At 71.0% G+C, this 16,851-nt stretch carries 14 protein-coding genes; 10 read left to right on the forward strand and 4 right to left on the reverse strand.

Annotated features, from left to right (window positions below; genetic code table 11):
- Window positions 1–5 precede the first annotated feature (5 nt).
- The 10 genes from pafA (at window position 6) to ACZ4N4_RS32525 (ending at window position 10,120) form a co-directional block, all read left to right on the forward strand.
- On the forward strand, window positions 6–1,367 hold the full coding sequence (gene pafA / locus ACZ4N4_RS32480) for a Pup--protein ligase (RefSeq protein ID WP_059196529.1): 1,362 nt from the start codon (window positions 6–8) through the stop codon (window positions 1,365–1,367).
- A gap of 104 nt (window positions 1,368–1,471) precedes the next feature.
- On the forward strand, window positions 1,472–2,473 hold the full coding sequence (locus ACZ4N4_RS32485) for an FKBP-type peptidyl-prolyl cis-trans isomerase (RefSeq protein ID WP_453575361.1): 1,002 nt from the start codon (window positions 1,472–1,474) through the stop codon (window positions 2,471–2,473).
- Window positions 2,474–2,547: 74 nt separating this feature from the next.
- The gene (locus ACZ4N4_RS32490; RefSeq protein WP_453378758.1) at window positions 2,548–2,919 is read left to right on the forward strand and encodes an FKBP-type peptidyl-prolyl cis-trans isomerase; all 372 of its coding nucleotides are present in this window, start codon (window positions 2,548–2,550) and stop codon (window positions 2,917–2,919) included.
- Window positions 2,920–3,126: 207 nt separating this feature from the next.
- Window positions 3,127–4,080, forward strand: a complete 954-nt coding sequence (locus ACZ4N4_RS32495) for a helix-turn-helix transcriptional regulator (RefSeq protein ID WP_453575363.1) — start codon at window positions 3,127–3,129, stop codon at window positions 4,078–4,080.
- A gap of 19 nt (window positions 4,081–4,099) precedes the next feature.
- Window positions 4,100–5,122 (forward strand): helix-turn-helix transcriptional regulator, encoded by a 1,023-nt coding sequence (locus ACZ4N4_RS32500; protein WP_453575365.1) that lies wholly within the window; start codon window positions 4,100–4,102, stop codon window positions 5,120–5,122.
- A gap of 86 nt (window positions 5,123–5,208) precedes the next feature.
- The gene (locus ACZ4N4_RS32505; protein ID WP_360489570.1) at window positions 5,209–5,442 is read left to right on the forward strand and encodes a hypothetical protein; all 234 of its coding nucleotides are present in this window, start codon (window positions 5,209–5,211) and stop codon (window positions 5,440–5,442) included.
- A 10-nt stretch (window positions 5,443–5,452) separates the two neighbouring features.
- On the forward strand, window positions 5,453–5,647 hold the full coding sequence (locus tag ACZ4N4_RS32510) for a hypothetical protein (RefSeq protein ID WP_453575367.1): 195 nt from the start codon (window positions 5,453–5,455) through the stop codon (window positions 5,645–5,647).
- Window positions 5,648–5,907: 260 nt separating this feature from the next.
- Window positions 5,908–6,192 (forward strand): Sec-independent protein translocase subunit TatA, encoded by a 285-nt coding sequence (gene tatA, locus ACZ4N4_RS32515; RefSeq protein WP_360489568.1) that lies wholly within the window; start codon window positions 5,908–5,910, stop codon window positions 6,190–6,192.
- 47 nt (window positions 6,193–6,239) lie between these two features.
- Complete coding sequence (gene tatC / locus ACZ4N4_RS32520) at window positions 6,240–7,184, forward strand: twin-arginine translocase subunit TatC (protein WP_453575369.1); 945 nt, start codon at window positions 6,240–6,242, stop codon at window positions 7,182–7,184.
- A gap of 83 nt (window positions 7,185–7,267) precedes the next feature.
- Complete coding sequence (locus ACZ4N4_RS32525; protein ID WP_453575371.1) at window positions 7,268–10,120, forward strand: DEAD/DEAH box helicase; 2,853 nt, start codon at window positions 7,268–7,270, stop codon at window positions 10,118–10,120.
- A 99-nt stretch (window positions 10,121–10,219) separates the two neighbouring features.
- On the opposite strand, the gene atzF is transcribed toward ACZ4N4_RS32525, so the two are convergent.
- Genes atzF through ACZ4N4_RS32545 form a run of 4 tightly spaced genes read right to left on the reverse strand, consistent with a single transcriptional unit; the run spans window position 10,220 to window position 16,827 of the window.
- On the reverse strand, window positions 10,220–11,875 hold the full coding sequence (atzF, locus tag ACZ4N4_RS32530; protein ID WP_467595500.1) for an allophanate hydrolase: 1,656 nt from the start codon (window positions 11,873–11,875) through the stop codon (window positions 10,220–10,222).
- Window positions 11,876–11,894: 19 nt separating this feature from the next.
- Window positions 11,895–15,407, reverse strand: a complete 3,513-nt coding sequence (locus ACZ4N4_RS32535) for a 5-oxoprolinase/urea amidolyase family protein (RefSeq protein WP_467595503.1) — start codon at window positions 15,405–15,407, stop codon at window positions 11,895–11,897.
- On the reverse strand, window positions 15,404–16,006 hold the full coding sequence (locus tag ACZ4N4_RS32540; protein WP_467595507.1) for an urea amidolyase associated protein UAAP2: 603 nt from the start codon (window positions 16,004–16,006) through the stop codon (window positions 15,404–15,406). The genes ACZ4N4_RS32535 and ACZ4N4_RS32540 overlap by 4 nt, the downstream gene beginning before the upstream one ends.
- Window positions 16,003–16,827, reverse strand: coding sequence for an urea amidolyase associated protein UAAP1 (locus ACZ4N4_RS32545; protein ID WP_467595510.1), 825 nt, complete (start codon window positions 16,825–16,827; stop codon window positions 16,003–16,005). The genes ACZ4N4_RS32540 and ACZ4N4_RS32545 overlap by 4 nt, the downstream gene beginning before the upstream one ends.
- Window positions 16,828–16,851: the final 24 nt, after the last annotated feature.

The raw sequence follows: 16,851 nt of genomic DNA on the forward strand, positions 1-16,851 counted from the left end.
CAGTCATGGACCGCCGCATTTTCGGGCTGGAGAACGAGTACGGCGTCACGTGCACGTTCAGGGGACAGCGCCGCCTGTCGCCTGACGAGGTGGCGCGGTACCTCTTCCGCCGTGTCGTGTCATGGGGCCGTAGCAGCAATGTCTTTCTTCGTAACGGCGCCCGGCTCTATCTCGACGTGGGATCACATCCGGAATACGCGACACCCGAATGTGACAACGTGACCGAACTGGTCACCCACGACAAGGCCGGCGAGCGCATTCTCGAAGGACTGTTGGTGGACGCCGAACGACGCCTGCACGAGGAAGGAATCGCGGGCGACGTCTACCTCTTCAAGAACAACACGGACTCGGCGGGCAACTCCTACGGTTGCCACGAGAACTATCTGGTGGCGCGGCACGGGGAGTTCTCCCGGCTCGCGGACATCCTCATTCCGTTCCTGGTGACCCGGCAGCTGCTGTGCGGCGCCGGCAAGGTGCTGCAGACGCCGCGCGGTGCGGTGTACTGCGTCAGCCAGCGCGCGGAGCACATCTGGGAGGGCGTCTCCTCGGCGACGACCCGTTCCCGGCCGATCATCAACACCCGGGACGAGCCGCACGCGGACGCCGAGCGCTACCGTCGGCTGCATGTCATCGTGGGCGACTCGAACATGTCCGAGACGACCATGCTGCTCAAGGTCGGCGCCACCGACCTGGTGCTGCGCATGATCGAGGCGGGCACGGTGATGCGGGACCTGACCCTGGAGAACCCGATCCGGGCGATCCGCGAGGTCAGCCACGACATCACGGGACGGCGCAAGGTGCGCCTGGCCAGCGGCCGGGAGGCCTCCGCCCTGGAGGTGCAGCGGGAGTACTACGAGAAGGCCGTGGACTTCTGCGAGCGGCGCGGTATCCGCACCGGCACGGTCGAGCAGGTGCTGGAGCTGTGGGGCCGGACCCTGGACGCGATCGAGGCCGAGGACCTGGACCGGATCGGCACCGAGATCGACTGGGTGATGAAGTACAAGCTCATCGAGCGGTACCGGGCCAAGCACAACATGACCATGTCTCATCCGCGGGTGGCGCAGATAGACCTCGCTTATCACGACATTCACCGTCGTCGGGGTCTGTATTACCTGCTGGAGAGGAAGGGTCAAGCCGCGCGGATCTGCAATGACTTGAAGATCTTCGAGGGCAAGTCGGTACCGCCGCAGACGACTCGGGCGCGGCTGCGCGGTGACTTCATCCGGCGGGCTCAGGAGCAGCGGCGCGACTTCACGGTCGACTGGGTGCATCTGAAGCTCAATGACCAGGCACAGCGGACGGTGTTGTGCAAGGACCCGTTCCGTTCGGTCGACGACCGGGTGGAGAAGCTCATCGCCGGTATGTGAGCGAACGCCACACGGGCGCCGTACGTTTACCGTACGGCGCCCGTGTCACGTCGTAGAGTTGCGCGCACGCATCTGCAAGATCGACCGATTATGAGGCTGTTTCCGTGCGCCGACGCTCTCTTCTCCTTGCCGCCGTACCCGCAGGACTGGTCACGATCGCCGCGTGCGGCGACGACAAGTCCGCTTCCAGCAAGGCCAGCGCGGCGCCGTCGGGTTCCGCGTCCTCGGTGCCGCCGCCGAAGATCGTGGACGGGCCGTTGCCGGCGATCACGGCGGGTACGAAGTTCGGCGAGAAGCCGACGGTGGCCAAGGGTTCCGGGGACCCGTCGAAGGACCTGGCGGTCAAGACGGTGATCGCGGGCAGCGGCAAGACGGTCGCGGAGAACGACTTCATCCAGGCCAACTACCTCGGGCAGATCTGGTCCACGGCGAAGGTCTTCGACGAGTCGTACGACCGTACGCCGCTGCTCATGCAGCTCGCCCAGGGCAGCATCATCGACGGCTGGCGGTACGGGCTGGCCGGGAAGAAGGTCGGCAGCCGGGTGCTGATGGCGGTGCCGCCGACCTGGGGCTACGGCACGGCGGGCAACTCGCAGGCGGGTATCAAGGGCACCGACACGCTGGTGTTCGTGGTGGATGTGCTGAACTCCTTCAACTCCAAGAGTTCCAGCACCGGCAAGGAGGTCGCGCAGAGCGACTCCGCGCTGCCCAAGGTCGGCACCAACACCGACGGGAAGGCTCCGTCGATCGACATTCCCAAGGCCGACCCGCCCAAGACGCTGGTGTCGAACTACGTCCTGGAGGGCGACGGCCCGGAGGTGAAGTCCTCGCAGACGGTCCTGTGTCAGTTCAAGGGCGAGGTCTGGGACAGCGGCAAGGCCTTCGAGCAGACCTACGACAGCGGGCGGCTGGCCCAGTTCGCGGTCGCGCAGATGCAGGAGGTCGTCAAGGGGCTGGCGCAGGGCATCACCGGCAAGAAGGTGGGCAGCCGGCTGCTGATCGTCGTACCGCCGGATCTGGCCTATGGGAACAACCCGCCGAGCGGCGGTGTGGTGAAGAAGGGTTCGACGCTGGTGTTCTCGGTGGACATCCTGGCGGCGATGTAGTCGCGCGGGCGGGAGCCGGGCGGGGATGAAAGACTGTCCGGGTTCCGTGTCGTACACAAGCAGGAGCGAGAGACGTGAGCATCGACAAGCCCGAGATCGACTTCCCGGGCGGCGAGCCCCCGGCCGACCTGGAGATCAAGGACATCTGGGAGGGCGACGGCGAGGTGGCCAAGGCCGGCCAGACCGTCACCGTGCACTACGTGGGTGTCGCGTTCAGCACGGGCGAGGAGTTCGACGCCAGCTGGAACCGGGGTGCGCCGTTCCGGTTCCCGCTGGGCGGGGGCCGTGTCATCAAGGGCTGGGACCAGGGTGTGGAGGGCATGAAGGTCGGCGGCCGTCGCCAGCTGACCATCCCGGCCCACCTCGCCTACGGCAACCAGAGCCCGACCCCGCTGATCCAGCCCGGCGAGACGCTGATCTTCGTCGTGGACCTGCTCGGGGTCTGAGCCCCGTGCCTGGTCGGCGCCGCTCCGGCGCTGATCGGTCCCGGTCGGAAACCGGCTGGACAAGGGCCCGTGCCGTGTGCGCGGGCCCTTGTTGTTTGTCGGGTCCTGTCCGTTTCGGTCCCCGTTGTTGGTACTGGCTTTTGCCGTGACACTCCGGAGCGGTACGGTCATCGGTCAGAAGCACCATAGGGAAGGCGAAGGGCGTCGATGGCCATTGCCAAGGCCGAGCGGCTGATGAACCTGGCGCTGTGCCTGCTGGGGACGAGACGGCCGCTCAGCAAGCGTGAGCTGCGGGAATCCATCGAGGCCTACCTCGAAGCCGGGTCCGACGACTCCTTCAACCGGATGTTCGAGCGGGACAAGGACGATCTGCGCGAGCTCGGACTGGTGATCGAGACCGTCGAGAACCTGGACGGCGAGGTCGGCTATCTGGCCCGCCGCGACAGCAACCGCCTGCCCCCGATCACGCTGGACGCCGAGGAGGCCGCCGCCCTGGGGCTGGCCGCCAAGGTCTGGCAGCAGGCCCGCCTCGCCGGCGCGGCCAGCGGAGCCCTGCAGAAGCTGCGCGCCGCCGGGCTGCCCGAGGACGTCGACCCGTACGAGGCGCACAGCGCCCTGGAACCGCGCATCCCGGTGCACGAGGCCGCCTTCGAGCCGCTGATGCTGGCCTGCCGCGACCGCCGCCCGGTCCTCTTCGACTACCGCAAGGCCACCGCCGCCCGCCCCGAGCCCCGGCACGTGGAGCCGTGGGCCCTGGAGTGCTGGCGCGGCCACTGGTACCTGGCGGGCTGGGACCGGGACCGGGGTGCCGAGCGGGTCTTCCGGCTGTCCCGGATCACCGGCCGGGTCCGCTCCCGGGGCGCCCGCTTCACCGCGCCCGTCCCGGACGTGGTCACCGTCCGCGAGACCGTCGCGGGCTGGGCCGGTGAGATCGCCGACCGCTCGGCGCTGATCCGGCTGCGCACCGGTGCCGGCTACCCCCTTCGGGCGAAGGCCACGGCGGTGCGGGAACTCGGCGACGGCTGGGACGAGTTGGAGATTCCGTACGGGCACGGCCTGGACGCCTGGCTGGTGGAGTTCGGGCCGGACGTGGTGGTCCTGGAGCCGGCCGAGCTGCGCGCGGACGTGGTGGACCGGCTGCGTGCCGTGGCCAAGGGCTGAGGGGGAGCGGAGCGAGACAGTGGCAGGCAAACCGGTCAGGCCCGTGAACGCCATCGACCAGACCCGGCGGATGCTCTCCCTGGTGACCTACCTGCGCGAGCGCCCCGGCGCCCGGATCGCGGACGTCGCCCGTGCCTTCGGCATCACCGAGGACGAGCTGGTCTCCGACCTCGACGTGCTGCCCATGTGCGGCACCAGCTTCCGGGGCGGCGATCTGCTGGACATCGACACCGACGGCGAGCGCATCTGGTGGCACAACGCCGCCGCGCTCGGCGAGGAGGCCGCCGAGCCGCTCCGGCTCGCCGCCGACGAGGCGACCGCGCTGCTGGTGGCCGCCCGCGCGGTGTCCACCCTGCCCGGACTGCGCGAGGGCGACCGGCAGGCGCTGCTGCGGGCCACCGCCAAGGTGGAGACCGCGGCCGGCGAGACGGCCGGCGCCAGCGCCCGGCTGTCGGTGACCTTCGAGTCCGAGGGCGGGGTCTTCGCCGACGTCGACCGGGCGATCTCCGAGCGCCGCCGGCTGTGGATCCGCTACTACTCGCCGGCCCGTGACGAGGTCACCGAGCGCGAGATCGACCCCATCCGCCTGGTCAGCGTCGGCCACACCTACGTGGAGGCCTGGTGCCGCCGCTCCGAGGCCCGGCGCACCTTCCGCCTCGACCGCGTCGCCGAGATCAAGATCCTCGACGAGCCGTCCGCGCCCCCCGAGATCGAGCTGCGCGACCTGTCCGAGGCCCTGGTACAGCCCGCCGCCGAGGACCCCGAGGTGGTCGTCGAGGTCGGCCCGGCCGGCCGCTGGGTCGCCGAGTACTACCCGCACGACAGCGCGGATGAGCTTCCCGACGGCGGGCTGCGTATCACTCTGCGCACCCCCGATCCGGCCTCCCTGCGCCGGCTGGCACTCAGGCTCGGCGGCGACGGCCGGATCGTGTCGCCGCCCGAGCTGGCCGACAGCGCCCGCCGGGCGGCCCGCGAGGCCCTGGCGGCGTACGACGACCATGCGGTGCACGGCGACGAGGAAGGGCAGGCACGAGGGATTTGAACGAGTCTTCGGGGGTTCTGGACGAGTCTTCGGGTTCCGGTGCCGCAGGGGCGGGGGACGTGACGGTCGCGGCCGCGTTCGCCGGGATGAGAAGAGTGGTCCCCGTGGTGTTCAAGGCCGGCTGCCCGGACTGCCGGGGCAGTTTCGAGCTCACCGCGAGCGCCCTGCGGCTGGCCATCGGAGCCACCAGCAAGACCACGTTCTACTCCTTCACCTGCCCCGACTGCGACGTCCTGGTCCGCAAGCCCGCGGGCGAGCGGATCATCGAGCTGCTCACCGGCGGCGGGGTCAGGACCCTGCGGCTGCACCCCACCGTCTAGGCTCACCCGCATGTTCTGGCCGATGTTCGCGGTAGCTGTGGGTTTCGTGGGTCTCGCCGTCCTCGGCGTGCTCGCCGTCCGGGTCTTCCTGGAGGCGCGGCGCCTCGGCGCGCAGGTCACGGACTCCGCACGGCGTATCAACCGGGCCGCCGAGGACCTGGAGCGGGCGGCGGCCGCTGCCGCCCGCGCTGTGGACACCCTCTGAGACCTGCTGTGTGACCGATGTGAGTAGTGCGCCATAAGCGCTTTGCGTCACTTCGCCCTGTCACGGTGACCACCCCGGCAGGTACGCTGGCGCTCGCGGGGCGGAGAACGAGGCCCGTACCGCGGACCGGGCGTACGCACGGGGATTGCCTGACGTTTACCCCCGAGCGTTACGATCGCTGTCAGCACGATTACTCGGACACATGTCTGACTGATCGGACAGCACCCCACCCAGCCGCCTCGGTGAGAAGGTAAAGACTTATGTTCGGAAGGCTCGGAGCTCCCGAGATCATTCTCATCCTTGTCGTCGTCATCCTGCTGTTCGGCGCGAAGAAGCTTCCGGACATGGCTCGCTCGCTCGGCAAGTCCGCGCGCATCCTCAAGAGCGAGGCCAAGGCGATGAAGGAAGAGGGCAACACCACCTCCTCCGCCCAGGCGCCCGCCTCCGGCGAGCAGGCCCAGGCCCAGCGCACCATCCAGGCTGCCCCCGGCGACGTGACCAGCTCCCGCCCGGTCAACGAGCCGTCGGACACCACCCAGCGCTGACGCAAGGCCGGTGACCCCCGGCCTGCCGCACGAGATGAGGACGTGGGTTGCCCAAGTCTGCCCGCAAACAGGAGAAGGATCCCGAGGGGCGGATGCCTCTCGGAGATCACCTTCGTGAGCTCCGCAACCGGCTCGCGAAGGCCATGCTGGCCATCGTCATCGTGACGGTGGTCGCCGCCTTCTTCTACAACGACATCATCAACTTCCTCACCAAGCCGGTCCTCGACTCGGTCGGCTGTGAGCAGGCCTTCGGTGAACTGGCCCGGGCCAAGTCCGACTCGCATCCCTGCGCGCAGATCACGATCAACGGTCTGCTCGCGCCCTTCACGCTGGCCCTCCAGGTCTCGCTGATGGCAGGTGTGGTCTTCGCCTCCCCGGTCTGGCTGTACCAGCTGTGGGCCTTCGTCGCGCCCGGTCTGCACCGGAACGAGAAGAAGTACGCCTACGCGTTCGTCGCCACCGGCGTCCCGCTCTTCTTCGGCGGCGCGTTCTTCGCGTACAAGGTCCTGCCGACCACCGCGAAGGTGCTCCTCCAGTTCACCCCGCACAGCGTGAGCAACCTGCTGCCGCTGGACGACCTGCTCCAGCTGGTCACCCGCATGGTGATCGTCTTCGGGCTCTCCTTCGAGCTGCCGCTGCTGCTGGTCATGCTCAATCTCACCGGCATCGTCACCGGCCGGCGGATGCTCGGCTGGTGGCGGGCGATGATCCTCGGGATCACGGTCTTCGCCGCCGTCGCCACCCCGAGCACCGACCCGCTCTCCATGCTGGCGCTGGCCGGGCCGATCTGGGTGCTGTACTTCGGCGCGGTCCTCTTCTCGCTGCTCAACGACCGGCGCAGGCGCCGCCGCGACGCCGAGGGCCCCGGCGACGACGAGGCCTCCGACCTCGACCTCACCCCCGACGACATCGGCGAGATCGAGACCGTCTCCGCCAGCCGCGGGCTGCCCGAGACCCCGGAGCGGGTCAACGGCTACGACGACGTGACCTGACCGGTCCGTACCGGCCATAGAGAGGTGCCCGCGCCCCACGGCGCGGGCACCTCTTTGTCGTCCGTCGTCCCATGTTCCGGATAATGATCGTCCTGTTGTCAGTGGGGACCGGTACGCTCGAAAGCACGATGACAGAGGACCTCTCACCGGCCGAGCGGTATGCGGCGGCCCGCAGGCGGGCCGCCGAGCAGGCCACCGCACTCGCGTCTTTCCGCGAGATGTACGAATTCGGCCTCGACCCCTTCCAGATCGAGGCCTGCCAGGCGCTCGAAGCCGGGAAGGGCGTACTGGTGGCCGCCCCCACCGGCTCCGGCAAGACGATCGTCGGCGAGTTCGCCGTCCACCTCGCCCTGGAGCAGGGCAAGAAGTGCTTCTACACGACACCCATCAAGGCGCTGTCGAACCAGAAGTACGCCGACCTGTGCCGCCGCTACGGCGCGGACCAGGTCGGTCTGCTCACCGGTGACAACAGCGTCAACTCCGACGCCCCCGTGGTCGTGATGACCACCGAGGTGCTGCGGAACATGCTGTACGCGGGCTCCCAGACCCTCCTCGGCCTCGGCTACGTGGTCATGGACGAGGTGCACTACCTCTCGGACCGCTTCCGCGGCGCCGTCTGGGAAGAGGTGATCATCCACCTGCCGGAGTCCGTGACCCTGGTGTCCCTGTCGGCGACCGTGTCCAACGCCGAGGAGTTCGGCGACTGGCTCGACACCGTCCGCGGCGACACCGAGGTCATCGTCTCCGAACACCGGCCCGTCCCGCTGTTCCAGCACGTGCTCGCCGGGCGCCGGATGTACGACCTGTTCGAGGAGGGCGAGGGCCAGAAGAAGGCCGTCAACCCCGACCTCACCCGGCTGGCCCGGATGGAGGCGAGCAGACCCTCCTACCAGGACCGCAGGCGCGGGCGGGCCATGCGCGAGGCCGACCGGGAGCGGGAGCGCCGGCAGCGGTCCCGGGTGTGGACACCGGGGCGCCCCGAGGTCATCGAACGGCTCGACGCCGAGGGCCTGCTGCCCGCCATCACCTTCATCTTCAGCCGCGCCGCCTGCGAAGCCGCCGTCCAGCAGTGCCTGTACGCCGGCCTGCGGCTCAACGACGACGAAGCGCGCGAACAGGTGCGCACCCTCGTCGAGGAACGCACCTCGTCGATCCCGCGTGAGGACCTGCACGTCCTCGGCTACTACGAATGGCTGGAGGGCCTGGAGCGCGGTATCGCCGCCCACCACGCCGGCATGCTCCCGACCTTCAAGGAAGTCGTCGAGGAACTCTTCGTACGCGGCCTGGTGAAGGCCGTGTTCGCCACCGAGACCCTCGCGCTCGGCATCAACATGCCCGCGCGCTCGGTGGTATTGGAAAAGCTCGTCAAGTGGAACGGCGAGCAGCACGCCGACATCACCCCCGGCGAGTACACCCAGCTGACCGGCCGTGCGGGACGGCGCGGCATCGACATCGAGGGTCATGCCGTGGTGCTGTGGCAGCGGGGGTTCAGCCCCGAGCACCTCGCGGGGCTCGCCGGTACCCGCACCTATCCGCTGCGCTCCAGCTTCAAGCCGTCGTACAACATGGCGGTCAACCTGGTCGAGCAGTTCGGGCGGCACCGGTCGCGAGAACTCCTGGAGACCTCGTTCGCGCAGTTCCAGGCCGACAAGTCGGTCGTCGGCATCTCCCGTCAGGTGCAGCGCAACGAGGAAGGACTCGAAGGCTACAAGGAGTCCATGACCTGCCACCTCGGCGACTTCGAGGAGTACGCGCGGCTGCGGCGCGAGCTGAAGGACCGGGAGACCGAACTCGTCCGGCAGGGCGCGGCCGATCGGCGGGCCGAGGCGGCGGTGGCGCTGGAGAAGCTCAAGCCCGGCGATGTCATCCACGTGCCGACGGGCAAGTACGCCGGTCTCGCGCTGGTCCTGGACCCCGGGCTGCCCGCCGGGCGGTCCAACGGCCATCGGGGCTTCGAGCACCACGACGGGCCGCGGCCGCTGGTGCTGACCGCCGAACGGCAGGTCAAGCGGCTGGCGTCGATGGACTTCCCGGTGCCGGTCGAGGCGTTGGAGCGGATGCGGATCCCCAAGTCCTTCAACCCCCGCTCCCCGCAGTCCCGTCGCGACCTCGCGTCCGCGCTGCGCACCAAGGCCGGGCACATCCCGCCGGAGCGGGCCCGCAAGAAGCGGTCACAGGCCGCCGACGACCGTGAGATCGCACGGCTGCGGACCGCGATCCGGGCGCACCCCTGCCACGGCTGCAACGACCGTGAGGACCACGCCCGTTGGGCCGAGCGGTACCACCGGCTGATGCGGGACACCTCGCAGCTGGAGCGGCGGATCGAGGGCCGGACCAACACCATCGCCCGCACCTTCGACCGGATCGTGGCGCTGCTGACCGAGCTGGACTACCTGCGCGGCGACGAGGTCACCGAACACGGGAAGCGGCTGGCCCGGCTGTACGGCGAACTCGACCTGCTCGCCAGCGAATGCCTGCGGGCCGGGGTCTGGGAGGGGCTCGGCCCCGCCGAACTGGCCGCGTGTGTCTCGGCGCTGGTCTACGAGGCGCGGGTCGGAGACGACGCGATGGCCCCGAAGCTGCCCTCCGGGAACGCCAAGGCCGCGCTCGGCGAGATGGTGCGGATCTGGGGGCGGCTGGACGCGCTGGAGGAGGAGTTCCGGATCACCCAGACCGAAGGTGTCGGGCAGCGGGAACCGGACCTCGGCTTCGCCTGGGCCGTGTACATGTGGGCCTCGGGGACGGGACTGGACGAGGTGCTGCGGGAGGCGGAGATGCCGGCCGGGGACTTCGTGCGGTGGTGCAAGCAGGTGATCGACGTGCTCGGGCAGATCGCTGCGGCTTCTCCTGCGGAGGGCTCGACCGTGGGGAAGAACGCGAGGAAAGCCGTTGATCTGGTGCTGCGGGGGGTTGTGGCCTACTCGTCCGTGGGGTGATGGTTCATCGGCGGGTGCGGGTGGAGTGTGGCTGGTCGCGCTCACGCGGCGGTAGCCGCATATTGAATACAGCCCCGCGCCCCTGAAGGGGCGCTAGTGTCAGGCCTCTTCCAAAAAGGCTCGCCAGCCTCCGTGGTGGGTGATTTCCTCTGCGTCTGCCAGCGCGCTCGGTTCGCAGAGGAAGCCCGGGACTTGGCTGCCGTCCGCCAGCTCCACGCGGCCCAGCGCCATGGGGCGGGGGAGCGTCGCGAGCAGGCGGCCCAGGCCTTCGGCCGGAAGGCTCCACACCTCCGTCTCGATCGCCGCCCCGCCCTCGTCCACCCGCACCAGGCCCGGCTTCGGTGGGGTCGTCCGCAGCGCGTGGAGGCGGTACGTCGGTGCTGTGGTCGTCGTGCGGTCCAGTACCGCGCCCAGGGCCAGGAGCTGAGGGTTGAGGGGCTGGCCGGTCAGGTGGGCGCCCACCACCGCCAGGCTCACCCGCGGCTCCAGGGCGCGGGCGATGGTGGCCAGGCGGTCGTCCGTGAAGGCGGGGCCGATCAGCATCACACCGAACGGCAGACCGTCGACCTCTCCCGCCGGTACCGCCACCGCCGCCAGGTCGAATAGGTTCGTGGAGTTGGTGAAGCGGCCCAGGCGGGCGTTGGCGCCCAGTGGGTCGGCCGCGACCTCGGCCAGAGTGGGGTGGCCGGGGGCAGTGGGGAGCAGTAGGGCGTCCGCGTCGGACAGCTCGGCCAGGGCACGGGCACGCAGGGCGGACAGGCGGTCCTGGTCGGTGAAGAGCCGGTGCGCCGGGATGTCGCGGGCTCGGGTGATGATGCCGCTCACCGTGGGGTCGAGGCCTTCGCCGCCGGAGGAGAGCAGCTTGTCGATGAAGGGGCCCACCGCCGTGTAGCGCTCCGCCACGAACGCGCCCTCGTAGAGCATCGCCGCCGCCTCGGTGAAGGGGGTCAGGTCGAGCGGGCGGACCGAGGCGCCCGAGGCGGTGAGACGCGCGACCGCTTCCTCGTACGCCTTGGCCCAGCCCTCCTCCAGTTCGCCGAGTTGGGAGAGCGGCGGGACCGCGATCCGCCAGGGTCCCGGGGCCCGCTGGGGGAGCGGCGGGAGCGTGCGGTCGGGCGGGGCCGCCAGGTACGACAGCGCCTGCTCGGCCTCCGGGAGCGTGCGGGCGAACACCGTCACGCAGTCCAGGGAGGCGCAGGCCGGGACCACCCCGGTCGTGGGTACCAGGCCACGGGTGGGCTTCAGGCCGACGATGCCGTTGAAGGCGGCCGGGATCCGGCCCGAACCCGCCGTGTCCGTGCCGAGCGCGAAGTCGACGATGCCGAGGGCCACCGCCACCGCCGAGCCGGAGCTGGAGCCGCCGCTGATCCGGGTCGGGTCGACGGCGTTGCGGACCGCGCCGTAGGGGGAGCGGGTGCCGACCAGGCCCGTCGCGAACTGGTCGAGGTTGGTCGTGCCGAGCACGAGTGCGCCGGCCGCGCGCAGGCGGGCCACCACCGGGGCGTCGGCCTCCGGCTGGTAGGCGTACGCCGGGCAGCCCGCCGTCGTCGGCAGTCCCTGTACATCGATGTTGCCCTTGGCGGCGAACAGGCGCCCGGCGAGGGGGAGGTCCTCGCCCGCGGCCACCCGCTCGTCGATCGCCCGGGCCTCCGCCTCGGCATCCTCCCGTGGGCGCAGGTCGATCCAGATCTCGGGGCGGTCGACCGCTTCGATGCGCGCGTAGGCGGCACGGACACGGGAGACGGTGCTGGACATGGTCGGTTGCTCCTGTCGGTCAGTTCGCGGTCGGCGCCAGGACGAGCAGCGCCGTCCCCGCCTCCACCTGGTCGCCGGGCCTGGCCAGGATCTCCGTCACCACGCCGGCCATCGGGGCGTGCACCCTGGACTCCATCTTCATCGCCTCGAGGGCCAGGAGGGTCTGGCCGGTGGTCACCTCGTCGCCGGGGGCCACGTTCAGCTGCCATACGGAGGCCGCGAATTCGGCCTCTATCAGGCGGCCGCCCGGCGGGACGGACACCTCGGCCGGTGCGGTGGACGCGGGTGCCGTCGCCGCCTGGGCCCTCGCGAACTCGCCGGCCGCCTCCCAGGCGTCCCGCTCCGCGCCGAAGGCCTGCTGCTGGCGTGCCCTGAAGTCCCCGATGGCATCGGCGTGTTCGGAGAGGAACTCCTGGTAGGACGCCAGGGAGAAGGTCCCCTCCTCGATGCGTGGCACGAACCTGCCGGAGGTGATGTCGGCCCGCAGGTCGAGGAGTTCGTCGGCGGAGACCGGATACCACCTGATCCGGTCGAAGAAGCGCAGCAGCCACGGCGAGCCCGGCCGGAACGCCCCGCGCTGCTGCCAGCCCGACCACACCTGGGTGGTACGGCCCACGAACTGGTAGCCGCCCGGGCCCTCCATGCCGTAGACGCACAGGTAGGCGCCGCCGATGCCGACGGAGTTCTCGGCGGTCCAGGTGCGGGCCGGGTTGTACTTGGTGGTGACCAGGCGGTGGCGCGGGTCCAGCGGGGTGGCGACCGGGGCACCCAGGTACACGTCGCCCAGGCCCAGGACCAGGTACTCGGCGTCGAAGACCGTGCGATAGACGTCCTCGACCGAGTCCAGGCCGTTGATCCGGCGGATGAACTCGATGTTCCACGGGCACCAGGGGGCGTCGTCGCGGACACCCGCCATGTAGCGGGCGATCGCCTCGCGGGTCGCCGGGTCGTCCCAGGAGAGGGGGAGGTGCACCGTGCGGGAGGGCACCACCAGTTCGTCGGTGGGCGGCAGGCTCAGGACGATCTCCCTGACGGTGGTGAGGAGTTCGGCCTGGGTGAGCAGCCTCGGGTCGGTCTGGATCTGGAGCGAGCGGATCCCCGGGGTGAGGTCCGTGACCCCGGGCAGGTCCGCCGCCGTCACGGCCTCCATCAGCGCGTGGACGCGCATCCGCAGGGCCAGGTCCAGTTGCATCGGGCCGAACTCGACCAGCAGGTTGTCGTCGCCGCTGCGCCGGTAGGTCACGTCCCCGTCGCGGGCCAGGACACCGCCGTCGAGGATCTCCGGGCGGGGCGCGCCGGTCACGTCGACCGGGGCGAACCGGACCGTGTCGCCGGGCCGGAGCTGGCCCAGTTTCCAGCGTTCGCCGCTCAGGACGGTCGCCGGGCACACGAACCCGCCGAGGGAGGGGCCGTCGGGGCCGAGCAGGACCGGCATGTCGCCGGTGTAGTCGACGGCGCCGACCGAGTAGGGGGTGTCGTGGATGTTGGAGGGGTGCAGGCCCGCCTCGCCGCCGTCGGCGCGGGCCCAGCGCGGCTTGGGGCCGACCAGCCGGACCCCGGTGCGCGCCGAGTTGAAGTGCACCTTCCACTCGGCCGCATAGAAGTCACGGATGTCGTCCTCGGTGAAGAACTCGGGTGCCGCGTGCGGGCCTTCGACGGCCCCGATGTGCCAGACGGCGGCGAAGGACGGCCGCTCGGCGACGGGCACGCCGGCCGTGACGGCGCCGCCGTGCAGGACGTCACCGGTGCGCAGCGCCCGCCCGCCGTGGCCGCCGAACCGGCCCAGCGTGAAGGTGCTCGCACTGCCCAGGAAGGCCGGCACGTCCAGGCCGCCGCCCGCGAAGAGGACGTAGGTGCGCAGCCCGTGTGCGGAGGGGGCGCCGATCTCCAGCAGCCCGCCCGCCGGTACGGTCACCGGTTCCCACTGCGCGACCGGGGCGCCGTCCAGCGTCACCGGGGCCGGGGCGCCGGTCACGCAGACGGTCGTGGCGTGGGTGAAGCGCAGGGACGGCCCCTGGAGGGTGCATTCGAGGCCGGGCGCGCCCTCCGGGTTGCCCAGCGCGCGGTTGCCGAGCCGGAAGGAGCGGTCGTCCATCGGGCCGCACGGGGGCACCCCGACCTGCCAGTAGCCGGTGCGGCCCGGCCAGTCCTGGACCGTGGTGAGGGTGCCGGCGGCGACGACCTCGATGCGGGGGGTCGGGTCGGTGACCGTGGCGAGGGTCGCCGTCGAGTGGGCGGCGGCCCGGAAGGCCGGTTCGGTGAGCGCGGCGCGCACCAGGCCCAGGTTGGTCTCGATGCCGTCGACACGGGTGCGGGCCAGCGCCTCGTCGAGGGCGCGCAGCGCCCGGTCGCGGTCGGGGCCGTGAGCGATCACCTTCGCGAGCATCGGGTCGTACGACGTCGTCACCTCGGTGCCGGTCTCCACCCAGCCGTCGACGCGCACCCCCTCCGGGAACTCCACCCGGGTCAGCAGGCCGGCGCCGGGCCGGTGGTCCCGGGAGGGGTCCTCGGCGTAGACGCGGGCCTCGACGGCGTGGCCGCGCGGTTCGCCCGGCTCCCGGACGACATCGGACTCGCCCCTGGCCAGGCGCAGCATCCAGGCGACCAGATCGACGCCGTAGATCTCCTCGGTGACCGGATGCTCCACCTGGAGCCGGGTGTTGACCTCCAGGAAGTAGGCCTCCTCGCGTGCCGCGTCGTACACGAACTCGACCGTGCCCGCGGAGCGGTAGCCGACGGCCGCGCACAGGTCACGTGCGGAGGCGGCGAGTTGTGCGCGTACCCGGGCCGGCAGGCCGGGGGCCGGGGCCTCCTCGACCACCTTCTGGTTGCGGCGCTGCAGCGAGCAGTCCCGGTCGCCGAAGGTGACGACCTTGCCGGCGCCGTCGCCGAAGACCTGGACCTCGACGTGGCGGGCGTCCGCCACCAGGCGTTCCAGGAAGACCCCGGCGGAGGAGAAGGAGGCGGCGGCCACGCGCTGGACGCGGTCCCAGGCGTCGGTCAGTTCGGCAGCCGATCGACATGCCGACATACCGATGCCGCCACCGCCGCCGGTGGCCTTGAGCATCACGGGATAGCCGACGGCGGACGCCGCACGGAGGGCCTCGGGCAGGTCGGTGAGGAGCCCGGTCCCCGGTGCGAGGGGCACTCCGGCCGCCTCGGCCGCCGCCCGTGCCGTGTGCTTGGCGCCGAACAGCTCCAGCTGCTCCGGGGTCGGGCCGACGAACACGATCCCGGCCTCCTCGCAGCGCCGGGCGAAATCGGCGTCCTCGGACAGGAAGCCGTACCCGGGGTGGATCGCGCCGGCGCCGGTGTCCTTGGCGGCCTTCAGGACCAGGTCGGCGTCGAGGTACGACTCCTTCGCCGGGGCCGGGCCGAGCCGTACCGCCTCGTCGGCGAGGCGGACATGGGGGGCCGAGCGGTCGGGGTCGGAGTAGACGGCGACCGTGCGCAGGCCCAGTTCCCGGGCGGTGCGGATGACACGGACGGCTATCTCGCCCCGGTTGGCGATCAGCAGGGTGTCGAAGCTCATCCGGCGGCCCCGATCGTCATCTCCACCGCTGTCGGTTCGAAGCCGTTGCACGGGTTGTTGATCTGCGGGCAGTTGGAGACCAGGACGAGGACGTCCCGTTCGGCCCGCAGCGTCAGCTTCAGGCCCGGGGCCGAGAGGCCGTCGACGATGCCGAGGGTGCCGTCCTTCTCGACCGGTACGTTCATGTACCAGTTGATGTTGGAGACCAGATCGCGCTTGCCGAGGCCGTGCCTGGCGCCCTCCGCGAGGAAGTTGTCCACGCAGGCGTGCTGCGACCAGGTGTGGTGGCCGTAGCGCAGGGTGTTGGACTCCTTGGAGCAGGCGCCGCCGACCGTGTCGTGCCGGCCGACCTCGTCGGCGGTCACGGTCATCAGGGGGGTGTGCTCGTTGGAGAGCAGCACGCTGCCGGTGGTGAGGAAGAGGGAGCCCTGGGCGTGCACGGTGTCGGGGGCGCTGTAGCGGATCGCCGTGTCGTGGGCGTCGTAGACGAGGAAGTCGACGGCCTGGTTGCCGTGCAGGTCGGTGATGGTCAGGGTCTCGCCGTCGCGGACGACGGCGGACCAGGCGGCGCGGGCCGGGACGACGGTGTGCGTGGTCATGCGAGCCCCCTCGCGGCGAGGAATTCGGCGGTGTTCAGGAAGGCGCGGTGGCCCTCGGGGGTGGCGTCCCAGAGCGGGTCGCCGGGCGGGGTCGGGGCGGCGCGCCAGGCCAGGACCTCCAGCGCGGTGCTGACGTAGTCGGGGCGCGGATCGGCCGGGTGCGGGACGTTCGCGACCAGTACGGTCAGGTCCTGCTCGGCGCGGAGGGTGACGCTGCCGCCGGGGCCGGCCGAGCCGGTGAAGTCCAGCGTGCCGTCCTCGCGCACCTCCACGCCCTGGAAGAACGACAGGGACGGTGGCAGGTCGCGCGGTTCCAGGCCGTTCTTCGCCGCGGCCAGCTTGAACAGCTCACGGCCCGCGGGGGAGGGCGACTGCGGGGTGCCGTCGCCGTAGCGGCCGGTGTTGCGGACCAGGGTGGAGGTGCCGCACAGCGCGTCGTGCCGGCCGGAGGTGTCGGCGACGACGGAGGCGAGGACCCGGCCCTGGTCGGAGAGGAGCAGCACGCCCTCGCCGAGGTAGGCGTTCCACTGGACCTTGACCGTGTCGGCGACGTTCAGCCGCTCCCAGGGCCGGTCGGCGACATACAGCAGGAGGTGCGCGCAGGCGTCGCCGTGCGGGTCGGTCAGGCGCAGCTCGGTGCCGCGGGCCAGCACCCGGTGCGTGTAGTTGCCGCCCGCCACCGTCTCGGCCCACACCAGGTGGCCCGCCTCGCAGGGCGGGTCCGGCCAGTCGGCGGCGGGTACGACGGGCATGGCCTCGGCGCGGGTGCCCTCCTGGGCGCGGGCATGCGCCCGGGCTCCGTACGTGGTCGCTGTCGCCATCGCTGACCTCCGGTTCCATGGGCT

Source organism: Streptomyces sp. NPDC026538, assembly GCF_055567535.1.